Consider the following 23761-nt stretch of genomic DNA (forward strand, 5'->3'; position numbering starts at 1 on the left):
CGGTAAAAAAAACGGAGCGTTAAGCTCCGTTTTTTTATGCCCGTCAGTTAGTGGCCGGGTATTCCTGGATGGTGACCTGAATCGTCAGCTTCTTGTCATTACGCATGACTTCAACAGGGATGATGGAGCCCGGGCGAATCTCAGCCACCTGGTCCATGGTTTCCAGCGCAGAGACCGCTGGCGTACCGTTGACGGAAAGGATAACGTCGTTCACCTGGATACCTGCGTTGGCCGCCGGGCCGCCAGGCGCCACTTCGTTGACCACAATCCCCTGGATCTGATCGATACCACCGCCCTGCGTATGCATCGGCGCGATTTCACGCCCGCCAATACCGATGTAGCCACGGATCACGCGGCCATCACGGATCAGCTTGTCCATGATCTTGGTCGCCAGCTGGAACGGAATGGCAAAGCCAATCCCTTCCGGCGTTTCGCCGTCGTTGCTCTTGTCGAAGGAGAGGGTGTTAATGCCCATCAGTTCGCCCAGAGAGTTCACCAGCGCACCGCCGGAGTTACCGTGGTTGATCGAGGCATCGGTTTGCAGGAAGTTCTGCCGCCCTGACGGGTTCAGGCCGATACGACCGGTCGCGCTGATGATCCCCTGAGTGATGGTCTGGCCCAGGTTGTACGGGTTACCGATCGCCAGCACCACATCGCCGATGTGCGGCGTGCGTTTGCGATTAATCGGGATAGTCGGCAGACCGCCCGTGGCGTTGATCTTCAGCACCGCCAGATCGGTCAGGCTGTCCGACCCCACCAGCAGGGCTTCAAACACGCGGCCATCCTGCAAGGCGACGATAATCTGGTCGGCATCGTTAATGACGTGTTTATTGGTGATGATGTAGCCCCGGTCATCCATGATCACACCGGAACCGAGCGTGCGGATCTCCAGCTGGTTATGAGCGGAACTGTTAAGCCCGCGGTTATAGACGTTAACCACGGCGGGGGCGGCACGGCGTACCGCCTGATTGTACGTCGCAGGCGTTTCATCCGTGCTGTCGAACTGAGGAGCCGACAGTTTGTTGAACTGGCGTAACGATGGCATAGCCACCAGCAGCAGACCGGCAACGATCAAACCAATGACAATTGAACGAAAGAGCTTTAAAAGCATGATGCGTGTGTCGTTAAAAAAGGAACGGTTTGCAGCATAACATGAGTTATCCGGACATCACACGCAGCGGCGATGTCCGGAGTCGCAAATGGTTAACGCAGTAAAATGTAGAGAGTGTCGTTGCCACGGATAATTTGCAGGGCAATGACCGCCGGTTTACTCTCCAGCACCTTACGCATTTCGGCAATAGACTGCACGCGAGTGCGGTTCACGCCCACGATCACGTCGTCCTGATGTAAACCTGCCTGCGCGGCCGGGCTGCTCTTCTCAACGGTAGTGACGGTAATGCCTTTCGTGCCGTTTTTAAGCTGACCGTCGCTCAGCGTAGCGCCCTGTAGAGCAGGGGAGATCTGTTCTGCGCTGGCGGAAGAGGAGGTGCTCTTGTCCAGCGTCACTTCCACGGTCAGTGGTTTGCCCTCGCGGATCAGGCCCAGCTTCACTTTAGCGCCCGGCTCCGTGGTGGCAATACGTGATCGTAATTCAGCGAAGCTGCTCAGCGGTTTATCGTTCAGGCTGACAATAATGTCGCCGGATTTCACACCCGCTTTCGCAGAGCCTGAGTTGGGCAGCACTTCGCTGACAAACGCCCCGCGCTGGACGTTGAGCTTAAAGGCTTTGGCGATATCGGCGCTCATCTCCATGCCTTTGATGCCCAGCAGACCGCGCTTAACCTCGCCAAACTGAATCAGCTGTTGAGACAGGGTTTTCGCCATGTTACTCGGAATGGCAAAACCAATCCCGATGCTGCCGCCGCCTGGCGCGAGGATAGCGGTGTTGATGCCGATCAGCTCACCGTTCAGATTAAGCAGCGCACCGCCGGAGTTGCCCCGGTTGATGGAGGCATCGGTCTGGATGAAGTTTTCCAGCCCTTCGAGATTCAGGCCGCTGCGCCCCAGGGCGGAGACAATCCCGGAGGTGGCGGTCTGGCCTAAACCGAACGGGTTACCGACTGCGACGGCAAAATCACCGACGCGCAGCTTATCGGAATCTGCAATGGCGATCTGGGTCAGGTTGCTGGGGTTTTGCACCTGTAGCAGGGCGATATCACTCTGATCGTCACCGCCGATCAGTTTGGCGTCAAACTCCCGACCATCGTTCAGCTGAACGCTGATTTTATCGGCCTGGCTGATCACGTGGTTATTGGTCAGGATATAGCCCTTAGCCGCGTCGATAATCACCCCTGAGCCCAGGCCTTCAAACGGCTGAGCCTGCTGATCCGGCGCGTCTTCGCCAAAATATTTCTTCAGCTCTTCAGGAATACGCTGGCTTTGGCGTGCCGTCCCTTCCACCTGAACGCTGACTACCGCAGGCAGGACTTTTTCAAGCATCGGCGCAAGGCTGGGAATGGCTTCTTGTCCAGGCACCTGCGAAGGCAGTGCCGCACTGGCGGGGAAGGACGCCGAGAGAGATAACCCGACACTTAACGCTAAGGCGCTCAACAGCTGGTTTTTTTTCTTCATTGATGCTGACTCTCGTATCCTGGAATGAAAAAGAACGGCCCCAAAAACATCTTGATGTTATTGAATTTTCAACCGCTGAACAATGAGGTGTTTGACTAAATAATAGCTGGGGACGGGAAGAAAGGACGGGCGCATAAGGTACGCCCGTAAAATTTATTCAGGTTGTGCGATTAATCGCGTTTTACGCCACCGCGCAGCAGGCCGGACGCGCCGTCTGAATAGTCGCGTGGCATCTGAACCGGAGCCTGATCGTTACCGGCTTCAGAATCAGCCAGACGATTGCGGAAGGGGTTGGTCTCCGCGGTCATTTCCGGCAGCAGGCTGCTGGAGCTTTTCGCCATGTGCTGGTAGAGCTGGCGATAATCTGTCGCCATGTTGTCCAGCAGCTCAGCGCTACGGGCAAAGTGGCTGACCAGCTCTTCGCGATATTCTTCCAGTTCAGCTTTGTTCTTTTCCAGTTCGTATTGCAGTGACTGCTGCTGACGCAATTTGCGGTTACCGAAACGCATGGCCACAGCACCAATGATGATGCCGACGACTAAACCGATTAGCGCATATTCCCAGGTCATGAACTTCTCCCGTTGTCTTGTTGTTCCGTAGGGTGTTGGCTCGGCTCCTGCCTGTGCCTGATTATGCCACTATAACCGCTATTTCCGCAGAAGTGGAATCCTGACGTATCATCGCGTAGTGTAGAACGGCCTTTTTTTCATCAGCCACGCGCGCTGGTGAGGTTTAACTAAAGGAATAACAACAACATCATGCAAAACCTGTCCCCTTCATCGCGTTACCAACTGGCCCTGAGCGAGGGCACACACCAGCCGGATGATGTCCAGCGTGAAGCGGTTAACCGCCTGGACACGATTTATCAGGAACTTCTGGCGAAACCCGCCGATGCGGTGCAGAGCAGTGGGCTGAAGGCGGCATTCGGCCGTTTACTGGGCAAAAAAGAGCCCACGGTAAACGCACCGGTTCGTGGCTTATATATGTGGGGCGGCGTTGGGCGGGGTAAGACCTGGCTAATGGACATGTTCTACCAGAGCCTGCCCGGCACGCGTAAGCAGCGCCTGCACTTTCACCGTTTTATGCTGCGGGTCCATGAAGAGCTGACGGCGCTCCAGGGCGAAACCGACCCGCTGGACATTGTGGCCGATCGCTTTAAGGCGGAAACGGACGTGCTCTGCTTCGACGAGTTCTTTGTTTCCGATATTACGGATGCCATGCTGTTGGGGGGCCTCATGAAAGCGCTGTTTGCGCGTGGGATCACTCTGGTGGCGACCTCCAATATCCCGCCGGATGAGCTTTATCGCAATGGTCTCCAGCGGGCGCGTTTCCTGCCGGCCATTGATGCTATCAAACAGCACTGCGACATCATGAACGTCGATGCCGGCGTCGATTATCGACTGCGCACATTAACGCAGGCACACCTGTGGCTTTCGCCGTTGAACGCCGACACAGCCCGCGAGATGGATAAACTGTGGCTGGCGCTGGCGGGAGCGCCGCGGGGTAACGCGCCAGCGCTGGAGATTAATCATCGTCCGTTGCCGACGCTTGGCGTAGAAAACCAGACGCTGGCCGTCTCGTTTGCAACGCTCTGCGTGGACGCCCGCAGCCAGCATGACTACATTGCACTTTCGCGTCTGTTCCATACCGTTATGTTGTGGGATGTGCCCGTTATGACCCCACTCATGGAGAGCGAAGCGCGCCGCTTCATCGCGCTGGTAGATGAGTTTTACGAGCGCCACGTTAAGCTGGTGGTCAGCGCCGAAGTGCCTTTATATGAGGTTTATCAGGGCGAGCGCCTGAAGTTTGAGTTCCAGCGCTGCCTGTCGCGCCTGCAAGAGATGCAGAGCGAAGAGTACCTCAAGCGTGAGCATATGCCATAAATGCTCCCCTCTCCCTGTGGGAGAGGGGCTGGGGGTGAGGGCACCAGACCGCACAATACCTGACCCCGAAAAACCCATTCCAAATCACATTTAAGGGTCGATCTTTGACCTCAACTTCTCTATAATCTTGCGACCCCACGTTACGAGAAGGTTTTTTTCCCGAAACTTTCTATGTGTCGGCATGTGCTATTCGAAGGGGTAGGTTTGCCGGACTTTGTCGTGTGAACCTCAACTGACTAAACGTTTGGGTGTTCACCAACGTGTAACTTATTATTTGGGTAAGCTTTTAATGAAAACTTTTACAGCTAAACCAGAAACCGTACAGCGCGACTGGTATGTTGTTGACGCGACCGGTAAAACTCTGGGCCGTCTGGCTACTGAACTGGCTCGTCGCCTGCGCGGTAAGCATAAAGCGGAATACACTCCGCACGTTGATACCGGTGATTACATCATCGTTCTGAACGCTGACAAAGTTGCTGTTACCGGCAACAAGCGTACTGACAAAATGTACTACCACCACACCGGCCACATCGGTGGTATCAAAGAAGCGACCTTTGAAGAGATGATTGCCCGCCGTCCTGAGCGTGTGATTGAAATCGCGGTTAAAGGCATGCTGCCAAAAGGCCCGCTGGGTCGTGCTATGTTCCGTAAACTGAAAGTTTACGCAGGCAACGAGCACAACCACGCGGCACAGCAACCGCAAGTTCTTGACATCTAATCGGGATTATAGGCAATGGCTGAAAATCAATACTACGGCACTGGTCGCCGCAAAAGTTCCGCAGCTCGCGTTTTCATTAAACCGGGCAGTGGTAAAATCGTAATCAACCAGCGTTCTCTGGAACAATACTTCGGTCGCGAAACTGCCCGCATGGTAGTTCGCCAGCCGCTGGAACTGGTTGATATGGTAGAAAAACTGGATCTGTACATCACCGTTAAAGGTGGTGGTATCTCCGGTCAGGCAGGTGCGATCCGTCACGGTATCACCCGCGCGCTGATGGAGTACGACGAATCCCTGCGTTCTGAACTGCGTAAAGCTGGCTTCGTTACTCGTGACGCTCGTCAGGTTGAACGTAAGAAAGTGGGTCTGCGTAAAGCACGTCGTCGTCCACAGTTCTCCAAACGTTAATCCATTCTGCTTACGCAGAACGATTGGCGAAAAACCCGCTTCGGCGGGTTTTTTTATGGATAATGCGCAGGTTATCCACAGTAACATTTCATATATCTTCTCTTTTTCCACATTTCCGGAATCCCCTCACCACAAAGCCATCAAAATCTGGTAAACTATCATCCAATTTTCTGCCCAAATATCGGTGAATACTCGATTTTTGTTCGATTCTTGAACAATGTGTCTTCTCTGGGATGGGCGATACATCATCTGGCTGGCCCCGTTGGGCTGGTAGCAGTAAAAATTCTGAATATACCTGGAGGTTTTCATGGCTGTCGCTGCCAACAAACGTTCGGTAATGACGCTGTTTTCTGGTCCTACTGACATTTATAGCCATCAGGTTCGTATCGTGCTGGCCGAGAAGGGTGTCAGTTTTGAGATCGAGCATGTGGAAAAGGATAACCCGCCTCAGGATCTGATCGATCTCAACCCGAGCCAAAGCGTACCGACGCTGGTGGATCGCGAGCTGACCCTGTGGGAATCCCGTATCATTATGGAATACCTGGATGAGCGTTTCCCGCATCCGCCGCTGATGCCTGTTTATCCTGTTGCGCGTGGTGAAAGCCGCCTGTACATGCAGCGTATTGAGAAAGACTGGTACTCGCTGATGAACGTTATCGTCAACGGTTCCTCTTCTGAAGCGGATGCTGCACGTAAACAGCTGCGTGAAGAGCTGCTGGCAATCGCGCCAGTCTTTGGTCAAAAGCCTTTCTTCCTGAGCGACGAGTTCAGCCTGGTGGATTGCTACCTGGCTCCGTTGCTGTGGCGTCTGCCAACCCTGGGCGTAGAGTTCAGCGGCCCTGGCGCGAAAGAGCTGAAAGGCTACATGACTCGCGTCTTTGAGCGCGACTCTTTCCTGGCATCTTTAACTGAACCGGAACGTGAAATGCGTCTCGGCCGAGGCTAATGACTGTGGAAATGTCACAACTTTCACCACGCCGTCCGTATCTGCTGCGCGCCTTCTATGAATGGCTGCTGGATAACCAGCTCACGCCGCACCTGGTTGTGGATGTGACGTTGCCGGGCGTGCTGGTTCCAATGGAATACGCGCGCGACGGACAGATTGTACTGAATATTGCGCCACGCGCAGTGGGTAACCTGGAGCTGGCGAACGACGAAGTGCGCTTTAATGCGCGCTTCGGCGGCGTGCCGCGTCAGGTTTCCGTGCCGCTGGCAGCTGTGCTGGCTATCTACGCCCGTGAAAACGGTGCGGGCACCATGTTTGAGCCGGAAGCGGCTTATGATGAAGAGGTTGCCAGCCTGAATGATGATGAGGCATCCGATGAACGCGAAAGCGACACGGTAATGTCTGTCATCGATGGCGATAAACCCGATCATAATGACGACACCGATCCGGATGACGAGCCACCACCACGCGGTGGTCGTCCCGCACTGCGCGTTGTGAAATAAACAAACAGGCCCGACGGGCCTGTTTTGCTTTCGGTCCCTTTTCGCCCCCTCTAATTTCCTGTGTTATGATGAACTGTTTTCCTTCAATGGCACCGGACTGCAATGAAACCGACTGATCTTAAAGCTGAAAACTCTGATGAAACCATTGGTCGCAGCCTGCGCCGTCGGCCGCTGGCGCGCAAAAAACTGTCTGATATGGTGGAAGAAGAGCTGGAGCAGATGATCCGTCGGAAGGAATTTGCCCAGGGAGAGCAGTTACCCTCCGAGCGCGAACTGATGGAGTTCTTCAACGTGGGTCGCCCCTCGGTGCGCGAAGCGCTGGCGGCGCTAAAGCGTAAAGGGCTGGTGCAGATTAACAACGGTGAACGTGCCCGCGTAACCATGCCGTCTGCCGATACCATCATCAGTGAATTGTCGGGAATGGCGAAAGACTTTCTGACCCAGCCCGGCGGTATTGCCCATTTCGAGCAGCTTCGCCTGTTCTTTGAATCCAGCCTTGTTCGTTATGCCGCAGAATATGCCACTGACGATCAGATTGCGCAGCTCACGAAAGCCCTGGAGATCAACAGCCAGTCCCTGGATGACAACACGCTATTTATTCGTTCCGATGTCGATTTTCACCGCGTGCTGGCGGAGATCCCCGGCAATCCGATCTTCAATGCGATCCACGTTGCGCTGCTTGACTGGTTAATTGCGGCGCGTCCTAAAGTGCCGGACGCAGAGCTTTATCAGCATAATGAAGTCAGCTATCGCCAGCATATCGCAATTGTGGATGCGATCCGCCGCCGCGATCCCGATGAAGCGGATCGGGCGTTGCAAACTCACCTTAACAGCGTCTCCGCCACCTGGCACGCTTTCGGCCAGCATTCAAAAGCCAAAAAATAACGATCCTTTAGTGAAGCAGATCGCAATATAAGCGTTCTGTATTCTACTGCTGCTTAATTGATATGGTATAACAGGTATAAAGGTATGTCGTTATAACAAACACACGATCGATTGAGGTAACTATGGCAACGCAATTACGCGGCGTAATGGCCGCACTCCTGACCCCGTTTAACTCTGAGCAGATGCTGGATAAAGAAAGCCTGCGCCGTCTGGTGCGGTTCAATATTGAACAGGGTATCGATGGGCTGTACGTCGGCGGTTCAACGGGAGAGGCCTTTGTACAGAGCCTTTCGGAACGAGAGCAGGTGATGGAGATTGTGGCGGAAGAGGCGAAGGGGAAAATCACGCTCATCGCCCATGTTGGCTGCGTCAGCACGGCGGAAAGCCAGCAGTTAGCCATGGCCGCCGCCCGCGTCGGTTTTGACGCTGTGTCCGCCGTCACACCGTTTTACTATCCCTTTAGCTTTGAAGAACATTGCGATCATTACCGTGCAATTATTGATTCGGCGGATGGTCTGCCGATGGTGGTTTATAACATCCCTGCGCTAAGCGGCGTTAAGTTAACGCTGGATCAGATCAACACGCTGGTAACGCTGCCTGGCGTCGGCGCGCTGAAGCAAACCTCCGGCGATCTCTTCCAGATGGAGCAGATCCGTCGTGAACATCCGGATCTGGTGCTCTACAACGGTTATGACGAGATCTTCGCCTCCGGCCTGCTGGCCGGCGCGGACGGGGGGATCGGCAGCACCTACAACATTATGGGCTGGCGCTACCAGGCGATCGCTAAAGCGGTTCGTGAAGGGGATAACGCCACCGCACAGCGCCTGCAAAGCGAATGCAACAAGGTGATCGATCTGCTGATTAAAGCCGGGGTGTTCCGTGGTCTGAAAACGGTTCTGCACTATATGGACGTGGTATCCGTGCCGCTGTGCCGTAAGCCGTTTGCCCCTGTGGATGAAAAATTCGTGCCAGCGCTGAAAGCGCTGGCGGAGCAGCTAATGGCGGAAAAACGCTAACGCATAGCCGGGGGCGCAGCCGCCATCCGGCAAAACGACAGAGAAATCGTCGGGAGAGTGAAATGAGTAAGTCTACCCAAAGCATCCCGTGGTACCGCCATCTTACCCGTCCTCAGTGGCGCGCCTTCTCCGCCGCCTGGCTGGGATATCTGCTTGATGGCTTCGATTTTGTATTGATAGCCTTAGTCCTGACAGAAATAAAAAGCGAGTTTGCCCTGACGACAGTGGAAGCGGCGAGCCTGATTTCGGCGGCCTTTATATCGCGCTGGTTCGGCGGCCTGCTGCTGGGCGCCATGGGCGACCGCTATGGCCGCAAGCTGGCGATGATCACCAGCATCGTGCTCTTTTCCTGCGGTACGCTGGCCTGCGGTTTTGCGCCGGGTTACGTCACCCTGTTTATCGCCCGCATGGTGATAGGCATGGGGATGGCGGGGGAATATGGCTCCAGCGCAACCTATGTGATTGAAAGCTGGCCAAAGCACCTGCGCAACAAGGCGAGTGGTTTTCTGATTTCCGGTTTCTCCGTCGGCGCCGTGGTTGCGGCCCAGGTCTACAGCCTTGTCGTGCCCGTCTGGGGCTGGCGGGCGCTGTTCTTTATCGGCATTCTGCCCATCGTCTTTGCCCTGTGGCTGCGGAAAAATATTCCGGAAGCTGAGGACTGGAAAGCGAAGCACGAAGGCAAAGCCCCGGTGCGCACCATGGTTGATATTCTGTATCGCGGCAAATACCGCGTCATCAATATGGCGATGACGCTGTTTGCCGGTACGGCGCTGTGGTTCTGTTTTGCAGGCGAACTCAACAACGCGGGGCTGGTCGTTATTCTCGGCCTGCTGTGCGCCATCGTCTTTATCAGCTTTATGGTGCAAAGCAGCGGTAAACGCTGGCCGACGGGCGTCACGTTGATGGTTGTCGTACTCTTCGCCTTTCTCTACTCCTGGCCGATTCAGGCGCTATTACCCACTTATCTGAAAACCGACCTGGCCTATGATCCCTCAACGGTGGCGAAGGTGCTGTTCTTTAGCGGCTTCGGCGCGGCAGTAGGCTGCTGCGTGGGTGGTTTTCTCGGTGACTGGCTTGGCACCCGCAAGGCCTATGTCTGTAGCCTGTTGGCCTCACAGCTCCTGATTGTTCCCGTCTTTGCGATCGGCGGCGCCAATGTCTGGGTGTTGGGCTTGTTACTCTTTTTCCAGCAGATGCTGGGGCAGGGGATCTCCGGGATCTTACCCAAACTCATCGGCGGCTATTTCGATACCGACCAGCGTGCGGCGGGTCTGGGCTTTACCTACAACGTTGGCGCGTTGGGCGGCGCGATTGCCCCGGTGATTGGCGCGCTGCTGTCGCAGGATATGGCGCTGGGCACGGCCCTGGGATCGCTCTCCTTTGGCCTGACGTTTGTGGTGATCTTGCTTATTGGTCTGGATATGCCCTCCCGCGTTCAGCGCTGGATCAGGCCAGAAGCCCTGCGTACGCATGACGCTATTGACGGTAAACCTTTCAGCGGAGCCGTCCCGTTTGGCGGCGATAAAAGCGCTTTAGCGAAAAGCAAAAGTTAATCCGCTTGCCCGGACCTGTACCGGGCACATTCGTAAGGGATGAAGTATGTCACAACGGGATAAAAACATTTCCGAGCGGGGCGGTGCTATGACGACACTGGCGATAGACATAGGTGGAACTAAACTTGCCGCCGCCCTGGTGGATGACGGTTTACAGATCCACGCGCGACGCGAATGCCCTACGCCCGCCAGTAAGACGCCTGACGCACTGCGTGAGGCGCTGGCTGAGCTGGTCAAGCCGTTACAGACCCAGGCAACGCGTGCGGCCATTGCCTCAACCGGAATCATTCAGGACGGCAATCTGCTGGCGATTAACCCGCAAAATCTCGGAGGATTGCACCATTTTCCGCTGGTGCAGACGCTCGAAGACATTGCTGGTTTGCCGACCCTGGCGATCAATGATGCTCAGGCTGCGGCATGGGCGGAATATCACGTTAGTGCGAAGGAAATTAAAGACATGGTATTCCTGACTGTTTCAACGGGCGTGGGGGGCGGCGTAGTCAGTAACGGGAAACTCGTGACCGGAAGCGGCGGACTGGCAGGGCATCTTGGGCATACGCTCGCCGATCCAAACGGCCCGCAATGCGGCTGTGGTCGCGTGGGGTGCGTGGAAGCCATCGCGTCTGGTCGCGGTATTGCCGCCGCAGCCAGGGGAGAGCTTGCAGGATGCGATGCAAAAACGATTTTTGCGCGCGCGGCAGAGGGAAATAAACAGGCGGCGGAACTAGTCCAACGTTCTGCACAGGTACTTGCGCGGCTTATTGCCGACACGAAAGCGGTGATGGACTGCCAGCGCGTGGTGATTGGCGGCAGCATCGGGCTGGCAGGAGGGTATCTGGCGCGGGTCCGCGCGTATCTTGAGGAGCATCCTTCTGTTTATCACGTTGAATTAACCGCCGCGCACTATCGACACGATGCGGGCTTACTGGGCGCGGCGCTGTTAGCTCAGGGAGAAAGATGATGTTTTTTGGTGAGATTCGGACGCTTCCCTCCACGGGGTTGCATCCCGTTCTTCTGGAGGCGCTAACCCTCGCGCTGGCTGCCCGTCCGCTGGAAAAAGCGGCAGGACGTTATGAGCTTCGCGGTGAGGATATCTTCATGAACGTGATGACGTTTGCCACGCAGTTTCCAGACCAGAAGAAAGCGGAACTGCATGAGCAATATATTGATATCCAGGTGTTATTGACGGGAGAAGAGCGCATCCTCTTTGGCGTGACGGGCTCGGCACGCCAGCGTGAAGATTTTCATCCTGAAGAAGATTATCAGTTGTGCAGTGAGATTGCAGGTGAACAGTGTGTCACCCTCCGGCCGGGGATGTGCGCCGTATTTATGCCGGGAGAGCCACATAAGCCAGGATGCGCAATCCTTGAGCCAGGCGAGATAAAGAAAGTCGTGGTGAAGGTACGCGCCCGCTTGCTGGATACGTAGTTTATAGGCCTGATGGCGCTTCGCTTATCAGGCCTGCGGGCATAACGTAATTTGCAGGCCGGATAAGGCGCAGCCGCCATCCGGCAATGTTATTCGATATTCTGGCGCTTAAACGTCACCGCTTCCGGCTGCGTCAGGTGCAAGGTTGTCTGGCTGGGCACCGTCTCGGCAATCACCTTGCCGTGGCGAACAGAGTATCGTGCCGGCGTCTGGCGACGAACTGCATCAAACCCATTCTCTGCCGGGAGAATCACCAGGTTTGCTGTATTCCCAACGCGCACGCCATAGTCCTGCAAATCGAGCGTTTTCGCGCTGTGGGTAGTGATCAGGTTAAGCCCATCATTTATTTGCCCGTAACCCATCAGTTGGCAAACGTGCAGCCCCATATGCAGAACCTGAAGCATATTCGCGGTTCCCAGCGGATACCACGGATCGAAAACGTCGTCATGACCAAAGCAGACGTTGATCTCCGCTTCAAGCATTTCTTTGACGCGTGTGATGCCTCGGCGTTTGGGATAGGTATCGAAACGGCCCTGCAAATGCGTGTTAACCAGCGGGTTTGCCACGAAGTTAATGCCTGACATTTTTAACAGGCGGAACAGTCGGGACGTATACGCGCCATTATAGGAGTGCATCGCCGTGGTATGGCTGGCGGTCACGCGTGAACCCATTCCGTCACGATGTGCCAGTGCGGCAACGGTTTCAACGAAGCGCGATTGTTCATCATCAATTTCATCACAGTGGACATCGATCAGTCGGTCGTACTTTCTGGCCAGGGAAAACGTTTTATGCAGCGACTCAACGCCATATTCACGCGTAAATTCAAAGTGGGGGATTGCGCCGATGACATCCGCCCCTAAACGCACGGCTTCCTCAAGCAGTTCTTCACCGTTCGGATAAGAAAGAATGCCTTCCTGCGGGAATGCCACAATTTGCATATCGACCCACGGGGCGACTTCCTGCTTCACCTCCAGCATGGCTTTCAGTGCCGTAAGGGGGGGGTCCGAGACGTCAACGTGTGTACGTACGTACTGAATGCCGTTGGCGATTTGCCACTTCAGGGTCTGCATCGCGCGAGTTTTAACGTCTTCGTGGGTAAGCATCGCCTTGCGTTCGGCCCAGCGCTCGATTCCCTCGAAAAGCGTGCCGGACTGGTTCCAGTTCGGTTCACCCGCCGTTTGCGTTGTATCCAGATGGATATGCGGCTCGATGAAAGGAGGGATAACCAGCCCGCATTCGGCGTCCAGCACCTGACCGACTGGCGCAGAGGCGGTTTCCTGAGGATCGATACGGCTGAAGCGTCCGTCCTCAATCGTGATTTGCCATAAACCCTCTTGCCCCTGCAAACGGGCCTGACGGATAGTGAGGGAATTATTCTGCATGGGAAACCTCCGAAGGATTAGCAAGGGTACGTTTGGCGAATGGGTTTAACACCAAATAGCTGAAGACGCCACCCAATACTGCGTTAACGGGGACAATTCCCGGAATGTAGTGCCCGGCAGCAACACCCAGGGCGACCGAGAAAATGGCAATCCAGTTAACGGACACAAATTTTGCGTGGTCGAAGCTGGCATAGCGGCGGCGATTAATCAGGTAGTCGGCGATAATCACCCCGCCAACCGGCGGAATCGCTGCCGACAAAAAGGTCAGCCAGCCAACGAAGTTGTTGTATAGCCACAGCGCGCACAGCGTACCGATAATGCCATTAACCACCGACAGCGTACGGCTGGAAAGGCCAGTAATATTGGCGAAACCCAAACCAGAGGCGTACAACGCGTTGTCATTGGTGGTCCAGATATTCAGGCCAAGAACGACAATGGCCGGCAGCAGCAGTCCCTGGGCGATCATCACGTCAGAAATATCGGCCTGTCCTACGGCGGCAGCGCCTGCCGCACCGAAGATAAACATCAGCGAGTTGCCAAGGAAAAATGCCACCATCGCCACCAGAACGGCACCTTTGGCATTGCGGCCAAAGCGGACGAAGTCGGCGGTCAGCGTGCCTGCGCTGATAAACGAGCCTACGACCAGCGCCAGCGCGCTGGAAAAGTTGAGCGGCGTCTGCGGCACAATGGATTTGAGGTGGTCCAATCCTCCCACGCCGTCCACCGCCAGCCAGACGGAGTAGCTACCCAGGATGACGATAGCGGGTACGGCGATGATGGATAAAATCGTCAGTGCCGAGATGCCAAAAAAAATGGTTAACGTCATCAACAGGCCGGAAACTGCAATCAGGATGTTCACGTCGATGCCCGTGGCTTTACTCACCGGGATGGCAAACATCGCTACGCCGACGCCAAACCACCCTACCTGCGTACCGCCTAAAAGCATGGAGGGAAGCCAGGAACCTTTTATACCGAACGAGTAACGCGCAAGAAGATGGGTTGAGAGGCCGGTTTTTGCGCCAATGTAGCCAAGAAAAGCAGTGTAAATACCGAGGAGGAGATTGCCGAAGAGAACTGCGAGGAAGAAATCATTATAGGAAAGACCGGTACCGAGCGTGCCTCCGGTCCACATACTGGCGGAAAAAAACGTTAACCCTAACATCACAAAAGTGAGTGGAACCACGCCTTTCCGCGCCGCCAGAGGGACGGGGCCCTGGCTATAATTGTTATCTTGCGACACAATGCCTCCTTGAATTTTGGCCAAAAAATCCGCCGCATAATATACATTTTTTTCACGAAAGCAAACGTTTACGTCGGGATTTACGCTGCTTTTTTGCTTAAAAAGGCACCATTAACTTAAGGGTAGGCTACTGAAAACAGGCTCCCCAGCGTTCCGCTTTATGCTTCTGCCGGGGAGTCAGAGGGGCTTACACTTCCAGGAAGTTCATGATCCCGTCAGCCGCTTTACGGCCTTCGGCAATCGCCGTGACCACCAGGTCAGAGCCGCGAACGATGTCGCCACCGGCGAAGATTTTCGGGTTGCTGGTCTGGAACGCGTTATCGCTGCCTTCTGGCGCAATGATGCGGCCTTGAGAGTCCAGCTCTACGCTGTGCTTCGCCAGCCACTCCATGCTGTGAGGACGGAAACCAAACGCCATCACCACGGCGTCAGCCGGGATCACGTGTTCAGAACCGGCCACGATCTCCGCGCGACGACGGCCTTTCGCATCTGGCGCACCCATCTCCGTGCGCGCCATCTTCACGCCGCTCACTTTACCGTTGGCATTCACTTCAATACCCAGAGGCTGGATGTTGAACTGGAACTCGACGCCCTCTTCACGTGCGTTTTTCACTTCGCGCTTAGAGCCCGGCATGTTCTCTTCGTCACGACGGTAGGCACAGATGACATGCGCCGCATTCTGGCGAATGGAGGTACGCACGCAGTCCATCGCGGTATCACCGCCGCCCAGCACCACCACGCGTTTGCCTTCCATGCTGACGAACGGCTCATCGGCGGTCTCGCCGTAGCCCATTAGCTGTTTGGTATTCGCAATCAGGAACGGCAGCGCGTCGTACACGCCTGGCGCATCTTCGTTCTCCAGACCACCGCGCATGGACTGATAAGTGCCTACGCCCAGGAACACGGCGTCGTAATCTTTCAGCAGGTCGTCGAGCTGCACGTCGCGGCCCACTTCGGTGTTGAGTTTGAACTCAATGCCCATGCCGGTGAAGATTTCGCGGCGGCGGGTCATCACCTCTTTCTCCAGCTTGAAGGCCGGGATACCGAAGGTCAGCAGGCCGCCAATCTCCGGGTGGCGATCAAAGACCACCGCCTTCACGCCGTTACGGGTCAGCACGTCCGCACAGGCCAGGCCTGCCGGGCCCGCGCCGATAATCGCTACGCGCTTGTCGGTTTGACGCACACCGGTCATATCCGGGCGCCAGCCCATCTCGAACGCTTTATCGTTGATATAGCGTTCGATGTTGCCGATGGTTACCGCGCCAAACTCGTCGTTCAGCGTACAGGAGCCTTCACACAGACGATCCTGAGGGCACACGCGGCCGCACACTTCCGGCAGGGTGTTGGTCTGATGAGACAGCTCGGCGGCTTCAAAAATACGCCCTTCGTTGGCCAGCTTCAGCCAGTTCGGGATGTAGTTATGGACCGGACACTTCCATTCGCAGTAAGGGTTACCGCAGGACAGGCAGCGGTCTGCCTGTGCTTTGGCCTGGCCTTCTGAAAACGGCTCATAGATTTCAACAAATTCAATTTTACGGATCTTCAGCGGTTTCTTTGGCGGATCAACACGCTGAAGGTCGATAAACTGGTAAACGTTCTGGCTCATCTGAATTCCTTACTGCGCCTGCACGCGCAGCTCTGCTGCGCTACGACTACGGTGACCCAACAGGGCTTTAACATCGCTGGACTTCGGCTTCACCAGCGCGAATTTCGCAGAGAACGCCGGCCAGTTGGCCAGGATCTCTTCGCCGCGCGAAGAACCGGTATGCTGCACGTGTTCGGTAATTAAACCGCGCAGGTGTTCTTCGTGGATGGCCAGCGTATCAACGTCCAGCACTTCCACCAGCTCCGGGTTCACACGTTTGCGGAACTCACCGTCTTCATCCAGGACGTAGGCAAAACCGCCCGTCATGCCCGCGCCAAAGTTCACGCCGGTTTTACCCAGGACGCACACAATTCCGCCCGTCATGTATTCACAGCCGTTATCGCCGATGCCTTCCACCACGGTGATGGCGCCGGAGTTACGCACCGCAAAACGTTCGCCCGCACGGCCCGCGGCAAACAGACGACCGCCGGTTGCGCCGTACAGACAGGTATTGCCGATGATGCTCGCTTCATGGCTGCGGAAGGCTGAACCAACCGGAGGACGCACCGCCAGCAGACCGCCCGCCATGCCTTTTCCGACGTAGTCGTTGGCATCGCCGGTCAGGTATAACTCAACTCCGCCTGCGTTCCACACGCCGAAGCTCTGACCCGCGGTACCGCTGAAGTGCGCGGTAATCGGATCCGACGCCAGACCCTGGTCACCGTGCGTTTGTGCGATGTAACCGGAGAGGGACGCACCCACGGAACGGTCGGTGTTGCGGATATCAAACCAGAACGTTTTGCTCTGCTTCTCATCCACATACGGCTTCGCCTGTTGCAGCAGCTGTGCGTTCAGCACGCCGTTGTCGAACGGCGGGTTGTTCTCGGTACAGTAAACCGCTTTGCCAGGATGCGGCTGAGCGGTTTCCAGCAGCTTAGACAGCTCCAGCTTCTGCTGCTTGGCCGTGAAGCCCTCAAGCTCTTTCAGCAGGTCGGTACGGCCAATCAGGTCTACCAGACGCTTCACGCCCAGCTGCGCCATCAGCTCGCGGGTTTCACGGGCGATGAAGTCAAAGTAGTTGGTCACTTTGAACGGCAGGCCGTGGTAGTGATTTTTACGCAGCTTTTCGTCCTGGGTAGCAACGCCCGTTGCACAGTTGTTCAGGTGGCAAATACGCAGGTATTTACAGCCGAGCGCAACCATTGGGCCGGTACCAAAGCCGAAGCTTTCCGCTCCCAGAATCGCCGCTTTGATGATGTCGAGGCCGGTTTTCAGTCCGCCGTCCACCTGCAAACGGATCTTGTGACGCAGGCCGTTAGCGACCAGCGCCTGCTGGGTTTCCACCAGGCCGAGCTCCCACGGACAACCCGCGTATTTCACGGAGGAGAGCGGGCTTGCGCCGGTGCCGCCGTCGTAACCGGCGATGGTGATCAGATCCGCATAAGCTTTCGCCACACCGGTGGCAATGGTGCCAACGCCCGGTTCGGAAACCAGCTTCACGGAGATCATCGCTTTCGGGTTGACCTGTTTCAGGTCGAAAATCAGCTGCGCCAGATCCTCGATAGAGTAGATATCGTGGTGCGGCGGCGGGGAGATCAGCGTCACGCCCGGCACTGAATAGCGAAGCTTAGCGATGTATGGGGTGACTTTATCACCCGGCAGCTGACCGCCTTCACCCGGTTTCGCACCCTGCGCGACTTTAATCTGAATCACGTCGGCGTTAACCAGGTACGCAGGCGTTACGCCAAAGCGACCAGACGCCACCTGCTTAATACGGGACACTTTATTGGTGCCGTAGCGGGCCGGATCTTCACCGCCTTCCCCGGAGTTGGAGTTGCCGCCGATGCTGTTCATGGCTTCCGCCAGCGCTTCGTGCGCTTCCGGGCTCAGCGCGCCGATAGACATCGCCGCGGTGTCGAAACGTTTGAACAGCTCAGACGCGGGTTCAACCTCGTCAATGCTGACCGCTTCCTCACCCGGATTGAGGGCAATGAGATCGCGCAGCGTCGCTGCCGGACGGTTGTTCACCAGCTCTGCATACTGCTGATAATCGCTGTACTCGCCGCTCTGCACCGCCTGTTGCAGCGTGCGCACCACGTCCGGGTTATAAGCGTGATACTCACCCCCGTGGACATATTTCAGCAGGCCGCCCTGTTCCAGCGGCTTACGTGCCAGCCAGGCGCGTTTCGACAGGTTCACCAGATCCTGCTGGAAGTCAGCAAAACCGGCGCCGCCGATACGGCTGACCACGCCCTGGAAGCAGAGGTTGGCGACGTCGTCATGCAGGCCGACCGCTTCAAACAGCTTCGAGCAGCGGTAAGAGGCGATGGTCGAGATGCCCATTTTGGACATGATTTTGTACAGACCTTTGTTGATGCCGTTACGGTAGTTCAGCATCACGGCGCGGTAGTCTTTGTCGATCGCGCGGGTATCTACCAGGCGGGCCAGCGTTTCGTAGGCCAGATACGGGTAGATTGCCGTGGCGCCAAAGCCTAACAGCACCGCAAAGTGGTGCGGGTCGCGCGCGCTCGCGGTTTCAACGATGATGTTGGCATCGCAGCGCAGGCTCTTGTCCACCAGACGCGTCTGGATAGCCCCCACCGCCATGGGTGCAGGCACCGGCAGACGGTTTTTCGCGATGTTGCGGTCAGACAGCACCAGCAGAACGGTGCCGTTACGCACCATCTGCTCGGCTTTATCGCACAGCGCGTTCACCGTCTCTTCGAGGCTCGTTTCGGTCACGTCGAAGGTGATATCGAGCGTGTCGGCGCGATAGTGCTCCTCGGTCATGGTGGTGAGCTGTTTGAAATCGGAGTACAGCAGGATCGGTGATTTAAAGGTCAGACGGTGCGCCTGGCCTTCAGCTTCACAGAAGACGTTCATCTCACGGCCGATGCTGGTGGCCAGCGACATGACGTGGGCTTCGCGCAGCGGATCGATTGGCGGGTTAGTGACCTGCGCAAACTGCTGACGGAAGTAGTCATAAATAATGCGTGGCTGGCTGGAGAGCACGGCAAACGGGGTATCGTCACCCATTGAGCCGACCGCTTCCTGGCCGTTTTCACCGAGCACGCGGATAACCGAGTCCAGCTCTTCCGCGCTGTAGTTAAACTGCTTCTGGAAGCTCGCGAGGGTGTCATCGTCCAGCTCGCGGCTGCCCACTTCTTCGTCCGACAGATCTTCAAACGGCACCAGACGACGCACGTTTTTCTCCATCCACTCTTTGTACGGATGGCGGCTCTTCAGATCGTTGTCGGTTTCGGCGGAATGCAGAATACGCCCACCGCGGGTGTCGATCACCATCAGCTCGCCCGGTCCGACGCGGCCTTTCTCGACCACTTCGTCTGGCTGGTAATCCCAGATCCCGACTTCAGAGGCACAGGTGATGAGCTTGTCTTTGGTAATAACGTAGCGCGCCGGACGCAGACCATTACGGTCCAGGTTACAGGCGGCAAAACGACCGTCGGACATAACGATGCCCGCCGGGCCGTCCCACGGCTCCATGTGCATGGAGTTAAAGTCGAAGAACGCGCGCAGCTCAGGGTCCATATCCGGGTTGTTCTGCCAGGCCGGTGGCACGAGCAGACGCATGGCGCGCACGATGTCCATCCCGCCCGCCAGCAGCAGTTCCAGCATGTTATCCATGGAGCTGGAGTCCGAGCCGGTTTCGTTCACGAACGGCGCGGCATCGTGCAGGTCCGGGATCAGCGGCGTCTGGAATTTATAGGTACGGGCGCGGGCCCACTGGCGGTTGCCGGTGATGGTGTTGATCTCGCCGTTATGCGCCAGGTAGCGGAACGGCTGCGCCAGCGGCCAGCGTGGAACGGTGTTGGTGGAGAAGCGCTGGTGGAACAGGCAAATGGCCGATTCCAGACGCAGGTCCGCCAGGTCCAGGTAGAAGCGCGGCAGGTCAGCCGGCATACACAGACCTTTATAGATGTTCACAAGGTTAGAGAGGCTACAGACGTAGAACTCTTTATCATCCAGAAGACGTTTTTCAATGCGGCGGCGGGCGATAAACAGACGGCGTTCCATATCACGCGGACGCCAGCCCGCAGGCGCATTGACAAAAATCTGTTCAATACGAGGCAGCGAGGAGAGGGCGATTTCACCGAGCACCCCTTCGTTGGTTGGCACATCGCGCCAGCCGACGATCGACAGGGTTTCACGCTGAAGTTCTTCTTCAACGATGCGGCGTGAGGCGGCAGCTTTTTCAGGATCCTGATTCAGGAACAGCATACCGACAGCGTAGTTTTTGGCTAAACGCCAGCCGCGCTCTTCCGCTACGATACGGAAGAAACGATCCGGTTTTTGCAGCAGCAGGCCGCAACCGTCGCCGGTTTTACCATCGGCAAGGATGGCGCCACGGTGCTGCATACGGGCCAGTGCGTGAATAGCAGTACGCACTACCTTGTGGCTAGGTTCGCCTTCTATGTGGGCGATCAGGCCGAAACCACAGTTATCCTTCTCAAGGGATTTATCGTACAACATATCAGTGAACCTCCCCAGGCTCGTCGGGCTTCCCACTGAACTTTACCGTGGCGCACAGGCGCAGAAAGAGCATGGCGACGGGGTTAGCGTTTCATACGCGGACCTCGCATTCGCCCTCTTTTTCATCCTTTCGCGCAGGTAAACAAGTTTGAGGACTTGCTTCAGAGGGAATCTCAATTACTGCATAAATATGATGAGCAGGCCGCTCATCCAGAAAGCTTCCAGCGGATTTCCAACTTATCGGGAATTGGTACACAGGTCAAATGGCAATCTTATTTATACAAAAATGTGCTAAAGCGTAGTTATCTTTTTGTTTTTAATATGTATTTAACTATTTTTACAACCACTTAAAGCACCGGGGAGGTGCAGGGGAGTGTGATCTGACTCACTATATGAAAGCGGTATTATCGATGCAGCGTGCTGAAATGCAGATTTATAGCAGAATATTAATCTGGTGTTGCATTCAAACCCGCATAAAATCACTGTTTTTCAGTCCTGGCGCTATAAATGAAAAAAACCATCAGAACATAAGGAAAAGTAATTACGTACAGGGTGAATGAAATCTCGGTAATCGTGATTATTTATTCAAACAGATAAAGGCCGTCCAGGGCGATTGATCCAGGTCATCGCCGACAGAGGCTAAAAATGGCAGGCTTGTCCCCTTTCTTCGGGACGGTCTATCAGATTATGCAGTTACAGAAATTAGTCAATATGTTTGGTGGGGATCTTTTGCAGCGCTATGGGCAAAAGGTTCACAAACTGACGCTGCACGGCGGCTTTAGCTGCCCGAATCGCGATGGCACCATCGGGCGTGGTGGCTGCACTTTCTGTAACGTGGCCTCGTTTGCTGACGAGGCCCAGCAGCATAAATCTATCGCTGAACAGCTCGCCCATCAGGCGAGTCTGGTGAATCGCGCGAAGCAGTATCTGGCCTATTTCCAGGCCTACACCAGCACGTGGGCTGAGGTGCAGGTGCTGCGCTCGATGTATCAGCAGGCGGTTGCTCAAGCGAACATTGTCGGGCTGTGCGTGGGGACGCGTCCGGACTGCGTGCCGGAGGCCGTGCTGGATTTACTTAGTGAGTACAAAGAGAAGGGCTACGAGATCTGGCTGGAGCTGGGCTTGCAGACCGCGCATGACAAAACCCTGCACCGTATCAATCGCGGGCATGATTTCGCCTGCTACCAGCGCACCACGCGTCTCGCCCGTGAGCGTGGATTAAAAGTCTGCTCGCATCTGATTGTCGGCTTGCCAGGAGAAGGGCAGCAGCACGGGCTGGAAACGCTGGAAAAAGTCGTCGAGACCGGCGTGGATGGCATTAAGCTGCATCCGCTGCATATCGTGAAGGGCAGCATAATGGCGAAAGCCTGGGAAGCGGGGCGGTTAAGTGGTATCGAACTCGACGACTATACGGTGACGGCGGGGGAGATGATTCGCCACACGCCTCCGGAGATTGTTTACCACCGCATCTCGGCCAGCGCCCGCCGCCCAACGCTTCTGGCACCGCTCTGGTGTGAGAACCGCTGGATGGGGATGCTGGAAATCGACCGCTATCTACAGGAGAACGGCGTACAGGGGTCGGCGCTTGGCCGCCCGTGGGTTCCCCCGCTACCGGCGACGGCCGCCTAGCAGACTTCCCAGCATGCCGCGTACTATCTGGTTGGTAATCTGACGCGTCGCGCTTTTTGCCATGGTCTGAACCACGCCATCGCGTTTGCCGCCGCGTGGCCCGGTGCTACCGAACAGAATATCTTTCAGCCCGCCGAGAATGCCGTCGTCCACGGCAACAGATTGCCCTTTTGCGGCAGGGGCATCCTGCGATTCGGCAGTCGCCTGCACCCCTTTTTGCAGCATCTCGAACGCGGATTCGCGATCCACCTCGTCTTCATACTTCCCGTACACCGGGGAGTGATTAATCAGGCCGTTGCGTTCATCGTCCGTTACCGGCCCCATGCGCGAGCAGGGCGCAATCACCATCGCACGCTCGACAACTGTCGGGCTGCCTTTTGCATCGAGGAACGAAATCAGCGCTTCACCGGTACCCAGCGCCTGAATGGCGGTTTCGGTATCAAAGGCCGGATTGGCGCGCATGGTTTGCGCCGCGGCTTTCACCGCTTTCTGATCTTTCGGGGTAAAGGCGCGCAGGGCGTGCTGCACGCGGTTACCCAACTGCCCCAGTACGTTGTCCGGAATATCCGACGGGTTTTGCGACACAAACCAGACCCCGACGCCTTTGGAGCGGATCAGGCGGATAACCTGTTCAATTTTATCCAGCAGCACCTGCGGCGCGTCGTTAAACAACAGGTGCGCTTCGTCAAAGAAGAACACCAGTTTGGGTTTTTCCAGATCGCCTGCTTCCGGCAGTTGTTCGTACAGTTCAGAGAGCATCCACAGCAGGCTGGCGGCGTAAAGCTTCGGCATCTGGTAGAGCTTCTCTGCGCTCAGAATGTTGATGATCCCTTTGCCGCTGCTGTCGGTACGCATCCAGTCTTTGATATCCAGCATTGGCTCGCCGAAGAAGTGTTCGGCACCCTGTTGCTCCAGCGTCAGGAGCCCACGCTGAATGGCGCCCACCGAGGCGCTGCTGATATTGCCGTACTGGTTCTGGAAGGATTTGGCGTTATCGCCAATGTACTGGGTGATGGCGCGCAGATCTTTGAAGTCGAGCAGCAGTAGCCCCTGATCGTCGGCGATACGGAAGATAATGTTCAGTACCCCGGACTGCACGTCGTTGAGGTTAAGCAGACGGGCCAGCAGCAGCGGGCCGAGGTCGGAGACGGTGGCGCGCACCGGATGGCCTTTTTCGCCGAAGATATCCCAGGCCACCACCGGATTACCGTGCGGCGTCCAGTCGGTGATGCCGATATTTTTCAGGCGCTCGAGGAGTTTTTCTGACGCTGCACCTTCCTGAGCCACCCCGGTTAAATCGCCCTTCACGTCAGCCATAAAAACCGGCACGCCAGTCTCTGACAACGACTCAGCCAGCTTTTGCAGGGTGACGGTTTTTCCCGTCCCGGTCGCGCCGGTGATCAGTCCATGACGGTTCGCCATCGCGGGCAGTAAAAACAGCTCTTTTTCCAGCGTCCTGGCGATTAACAATGGTGTACTCATGATGCACGTCCTCTCGTAGTCCTGGGTGGAGTATAGGCAAC

Annotated in this window: 19 protein-coding genes; 11 read left to right on the top strand and 8 right to left on the bottom strand. The window is 56.2% G+C overall.

The genetic code is table 11. The features are described 5' to 3' along the window. Nucleotides 1-43 precede the first annotated feature (43 nt). The 3 genes from degS to zapG all read right to left on the bottom strand — a co-directional run bounded on the left by degS (nucleotide 44) and on the right by zapG (nucleotide 3140). The gene (gene degS, locus SK58_RS04490; protein ID WP_003860430.1) at nucleotides 44-1111 is read right to left on the bottom strand and encodes an outer membrane-stress sensor serine endopeptidase DegS; all 1068 of its coding nucleotides are present in this window, start codon (nucleotides 1109-1111) and stop codon (nucleotides 44-46) included. 92 nt (nucleotides 1112-1203) lie between these two features. Continuing rightward, on the bottom strand, nucleotides 1204-2571 hold the full coding sequence (gene degQ, locus SK58_RS04495) for a serine endoprotease DegQ (RefSeq protein ID WP_015572006.1): 1368 nt from the start codon (nucleotides 2569-2571) through the stop codon (nucleotides 1204-1206). Between the two features lie 170 nt (nucleotides 2572-2741). Further along, nucleotides 2742-3140: a Z-ring associated protein ZapG gene (gene zapG, locus SK58_RS04500; RefSeq protein ID WP_003860432.1), complete on the bottom strand. Its 399-nt coding sequence runs from the start codon at nucleotides 3138-3140 to the stop codon at nucleotides 2742-2744. Nucleotides 3141-3329: 189 nt separating this feature from the next. Here zapG and zapE point away from each other — a divergent pair, with 189 nt between their 5' ends. The 10 genes from zapE (at nucleotide 3330) to nanQ (ending at nucleotide 11911) form a co-directional block, all read left to right on the top strand. Continuing rightward, nucleotides 3330-4454, top strand: a complete 1125-nt coding sequence (zapE, locus tag SK58_RS04505; protein ID WP_015572004.1) for a cell division protein ZapE — start codon at nucleotides 3330-3332, stop codon at nucleotides 4452-4454. Nucleotides 4455-4743: 289 nt separating this feature from the next. Beyond that, nucleotides 4744-5172, top strand: coding sequence for a 50S ribosomal protein L13 (rplM, locus tag SK58_RS04510; protein WP_003860434.1), 429 nt, complete (start codon nucleotides 4744-4746; stop codon nucleotides 5170-5172). Between the two features lie 15 nt (nucleotides 5173-5187). Continuing rightward, the gene (gene rpsI, locus SK58_RS04515; RefSeq protein ID WP_003860436.1) at nucleotides 5188-5580 is read left to right on the top strand and encodes a 30S ribosomal protein S9; all 393 of its coding nucleotides are present in this window, start codon (nucleotides 5188-5190) and stop codon (nucleotides 5578-5580) included. A gap of 307 nt (nucleotides 5581-5887) precedes the next feature. Next, nucleotides 5888-6526, top strand: a complete 639-nt coding sequence (sspA, locus tag SK58_RS04520; protein ID WP_003860438.1) for a stringent starvation protein SspA — start codon at nucleotides 5888-5890, stop codon at nucleotides 6524-6526. A gap of 5 nt (nucleotides 6527-6531) precedes the next feature. Then, the gene (sspB, locus tag SK58_RS04525) at nucleotides 6532-7029 is read left to right on the top strand and encodes a ClpXP protease specificity-enhancing factor (protein WP_026080566.1); all 498 of its coding nucleotides are present in this window, start codon (nucleotides 6532-6534) and stop codon (nucleotides 7027-7029) included. A 102-nt stretch (nucleotides 7030-7131) separates the two neighbouring features. Then, nucleotides 7132-7914 (top strand): transcriptional regulator NanR, encoded by a 783-nt coding sequence (gene nanR / locus SK58_RS04530; RefSeq protein WP_017382717.1) that lies wholly within the window; start codon nucleotides 7132-7134, stop codon nucleotides 7912-7914. Nucleotides 7915-8036: 122 nt separating this feature from the next. Then, complete coding sequence (gene nanA / locus SK58_RS04535) at nucleotides 8037-8930, top strand: N-acetylneuraminate lyase (protein WP_048219432.1); 894 nt, start codon at nucleotides 8037-8039, stop codon at nucleotides 8928-8930. A gap of 62 nt (nucleotides 8931-8992) precedes the next feature. Continuing rightward, nucleotides 8993-10483 (top strand): MFS transporter, encoded by a 1491-nt coding sequence (locus tag SK58_RS04540; protein WP_015572000.1) that lies wholly within the window; start codon nucleotides 8993-8995, stop codon nucleotides 10481-10483. Between the two features lie 88 nt (nucleotides 10484-10571). Beyond that, complete coding sequence (locus SK58_RS04545; protein ID WP_015571999.1) at nucleotides 10572-11444, top strand: N-acetylmannosamine kinase; 873 nt, start codon at nucleotides 10572-10574, stop codon at nucleotides 11442-11444. Beyond that, nucleotides 11444-11911, top strand: a complete 468-nt coding sequence (gene nanQ, locus SK58_RS04550) for an N-acetylneuraminate anomerase (RefSeq protein ID WP_023295505.1) — start codon at nucleotides 11444-11446, stop codon at nucleotides 11909-11911. The genes SK58_RS04545 and nanQ overlap by 1 nt, the downstream gene beginning before the upstream one ends. 89 nt (nucleotides 11912-12000) lie before the next feature. On the opposite strand, the gene SK58_RS04555 is transcribed toward nanQ, so the two are convergent. The 4 genes from SK58_RS04555 to gltB form a co-directional block, all read right to left on the bottom strand. Next, the gene (locus tag SK58_RS04555; protein WP_048219433.1) at nucleotides 12001-13293 is read right to left on the bottom strand and encodes a cytosine deaminase; all 1293 of its coding nucleotides are present in this window, start codon (nucleotides 13291-13293) and stop codon (nucleotides 12001-12003) included. Further along, the gene (gene codB, locus SK58_RS04560; protein ID WP_017693905.1) at nucleotides 13283-14533 is read right to left on the bottom strand and encodes a cytosine permease; all 1251 of its coding nucleotides are present in this window, start codon (nucleotides 14531-14533) and stop codon (nucleotides 13283-13285) included. Before codB ends, SK58_RS04555 begins: the two co-directional genes overlap by 11 nt. 187 nt (nucleotides 14534-14720) lie before the next feature. After that, a complete protein-coding gene (gltD, locus tag SK58_RS04565) occupies nucleotides 14721-16139 on the bottom strand; it encodes a glutamate synthase subunit GltD (protein ID WP_017382721.1) in 1419 nt (472 codons plus the stop codon). A 9-nt stretch (nucleotides 16140-16148) separates the two neighbouring features. Next, nucleotides 16149-20609, bottom strand: a complete 4461-nt coding sequence (gltB, locus tag SK58_RS04570) for a glutamate synthase large subunit (protein ID WP_048219434.1) — start codon at nucleotides 20607-20609, stop codon at nucleotides 16149-16151. Nucleotides 20610-21296: 687 nt separating this feature from the next. On the opposite strand from gltB, the gene SK58_RS04575 reads away from it, so the two are divergent. Then, complete coding sequence (locus SK58_RS04575; protein WP_123249619.1) at nucleotides 21297-22238, top strand: tRNA modification radical SAM protein MnmL/YtqA; 942 nt, start codon at nucleotides 21297-21299, stop codon at nucleotides 22236-22238. Here SK58_RS04575 and SK58_RS04580 read toward each other — a convergent pair. After that, a complete protein-coding gene (locus SK58_RS04580) occupies nucleotides 22218-23720 on the bottom strand; it encodes a helicase HerA-like C-terminal domain-containing protein (RefSeq protein ID WP_040118157.1) in 1503 nt (500 codons plus the stop codon). The genes SK58_RS04575 and SK58_RS04580 overlap by 21 nt on opposite strands. Nucleotides 23721-23761: the final 41 nt, after the last annotated feature.

Origin of the sequence: Enterobacter sp. BIDMC93 (genome assembly GCF_001037805.1) — a bacterium.
GTDB lineage: Bacteria > Pseudomonadota > Gammaproteobacteria > Enterobacterales > Enterobacteriaceae > Enterobacter > Enterobacter hormaechei_C.

What these genes read in the sequence shown, in the direction of transcription:
- rplM (WP_003860434.1), top strand. Translation starts at nt 4,744, where the DNA reads ATGAAAACTTTTACAGCTAAACCAGAAACCGTACAGCGCGACTGGTAT.
- nanA (WP_048219432.1), top strand. Translation starts at nt 8,037, where the DNA reads ATGGCAACGCAATTACGCGGCGTAATGGCCGCACTCCTGACCCCGTTT.
- sspA (WP_003860438.1), top strand. Translation starts at nt 5,888, where the DNA reads ATGGCTGTCGCTGCCAACAAACGTTCGGTAATGACGCTGTTTTCTGGT.
- gltD (WP_017382721.1), bottom strand. Translation starts at nt 16,139, where the DNA reads ATGAGCCAGAACGTTTACCAGTTTATCGACCTTCAGCGTGTTGATCCG.
- SK58_RS04540 (WP_015572000.1), top strand. Translation starts at nt 8,993, where the DNA reads ATGAGTAAGTCTACCCAAAGCATCCCGTGGTACCGCCATCTTACCCGT.
- SK58_RS04555 (WP_048219433.1), bottom strand. Translation starts at nt 13,293, where the DNA reads ATGCAGAATAATTCCCTCACTATCCGTCAGGCCCGTTTGCAGGGGCAA.
- nanQ (WP_023295505.1), top strand. Translation starts at nt 11,444, where the DNA reads ATGTTTTTTGGTGAGATTCGGACGCTTCCCTCCACGGGGTTGCATCCC.
- rpsI (WP_003860436.1), top strand. Translation starts at nt 5,188, where the DNA reads ATGGCTGAAAATCAATACTACGGCACTGGTCGCCGCAAAAGTTCCGCA.
- degQ (WP_015572006.1), bottom strand. Translation starts at nt 2,571, where the DNA reads ATGAAGAAAAAAAACCAGCTGTTGAGCGCCTTAGCGTTAAGTGTCGGG.
- SK58_RS04580 (WP_040118157.1), bottom strand. Translation starts at nt 23,720, where the DNA reads ATGAGTACACCATTGTTAATCGCCAGGACGCTGGAAAAAGAGCTGTTT.
- degS (WP_003860430.1), bottom strand. Translation starts at nt 1,111, where the DNA reads ATGCTTTTAAAGCTCTTTCGTTCAATTGTCATTGGTTTGATCGTTGCC.
- zapE (WP_015572004.1), top strand. Translation starts at nt 3,330, where the DNA reads ATGCAAAACCTGTCCCCTTCATCGCGTTACCAACTGGCCCTGAGCGAG.
- gltB (WP_048219434.1), bottom strand. Translation starts at nt 20,609, where the DNA reads ATGTTGTACGATAAATCCCTTGAGAAGGATAACTGTGGTTTCGGCCTG.
- SK58_RS04545 (WP_015571999.1), top strand. Translation starts at nt 10,572, where the DNA reads ATGACGACACTGGCGATAGACATAGGTGGAACTAAACTTGCCGCCGCC.
- nanR (WP_017382717.1), top strand. Translation starts at nt 7,132, where the DNA reads ATGAAACCGACTGATCTTAAAGCTGAAAACTCTGATGAAACCATTGGT.
- zapG (WP_003860432.1), bottom strand. Translation starts at nt 3,140, where the DNA reads ATGACCTGGGAATATGCGCTAATCGGTTTAGTCGTCGGCATCATCATT.
- SK58_RS04575 (WP_123249619.1), top strand. Translation starts at nt 21,297, where the DNA reads ATGCAGTTACAGAAATTAGTCAATATGTTTGGTGGGGATCTTTTGCAG.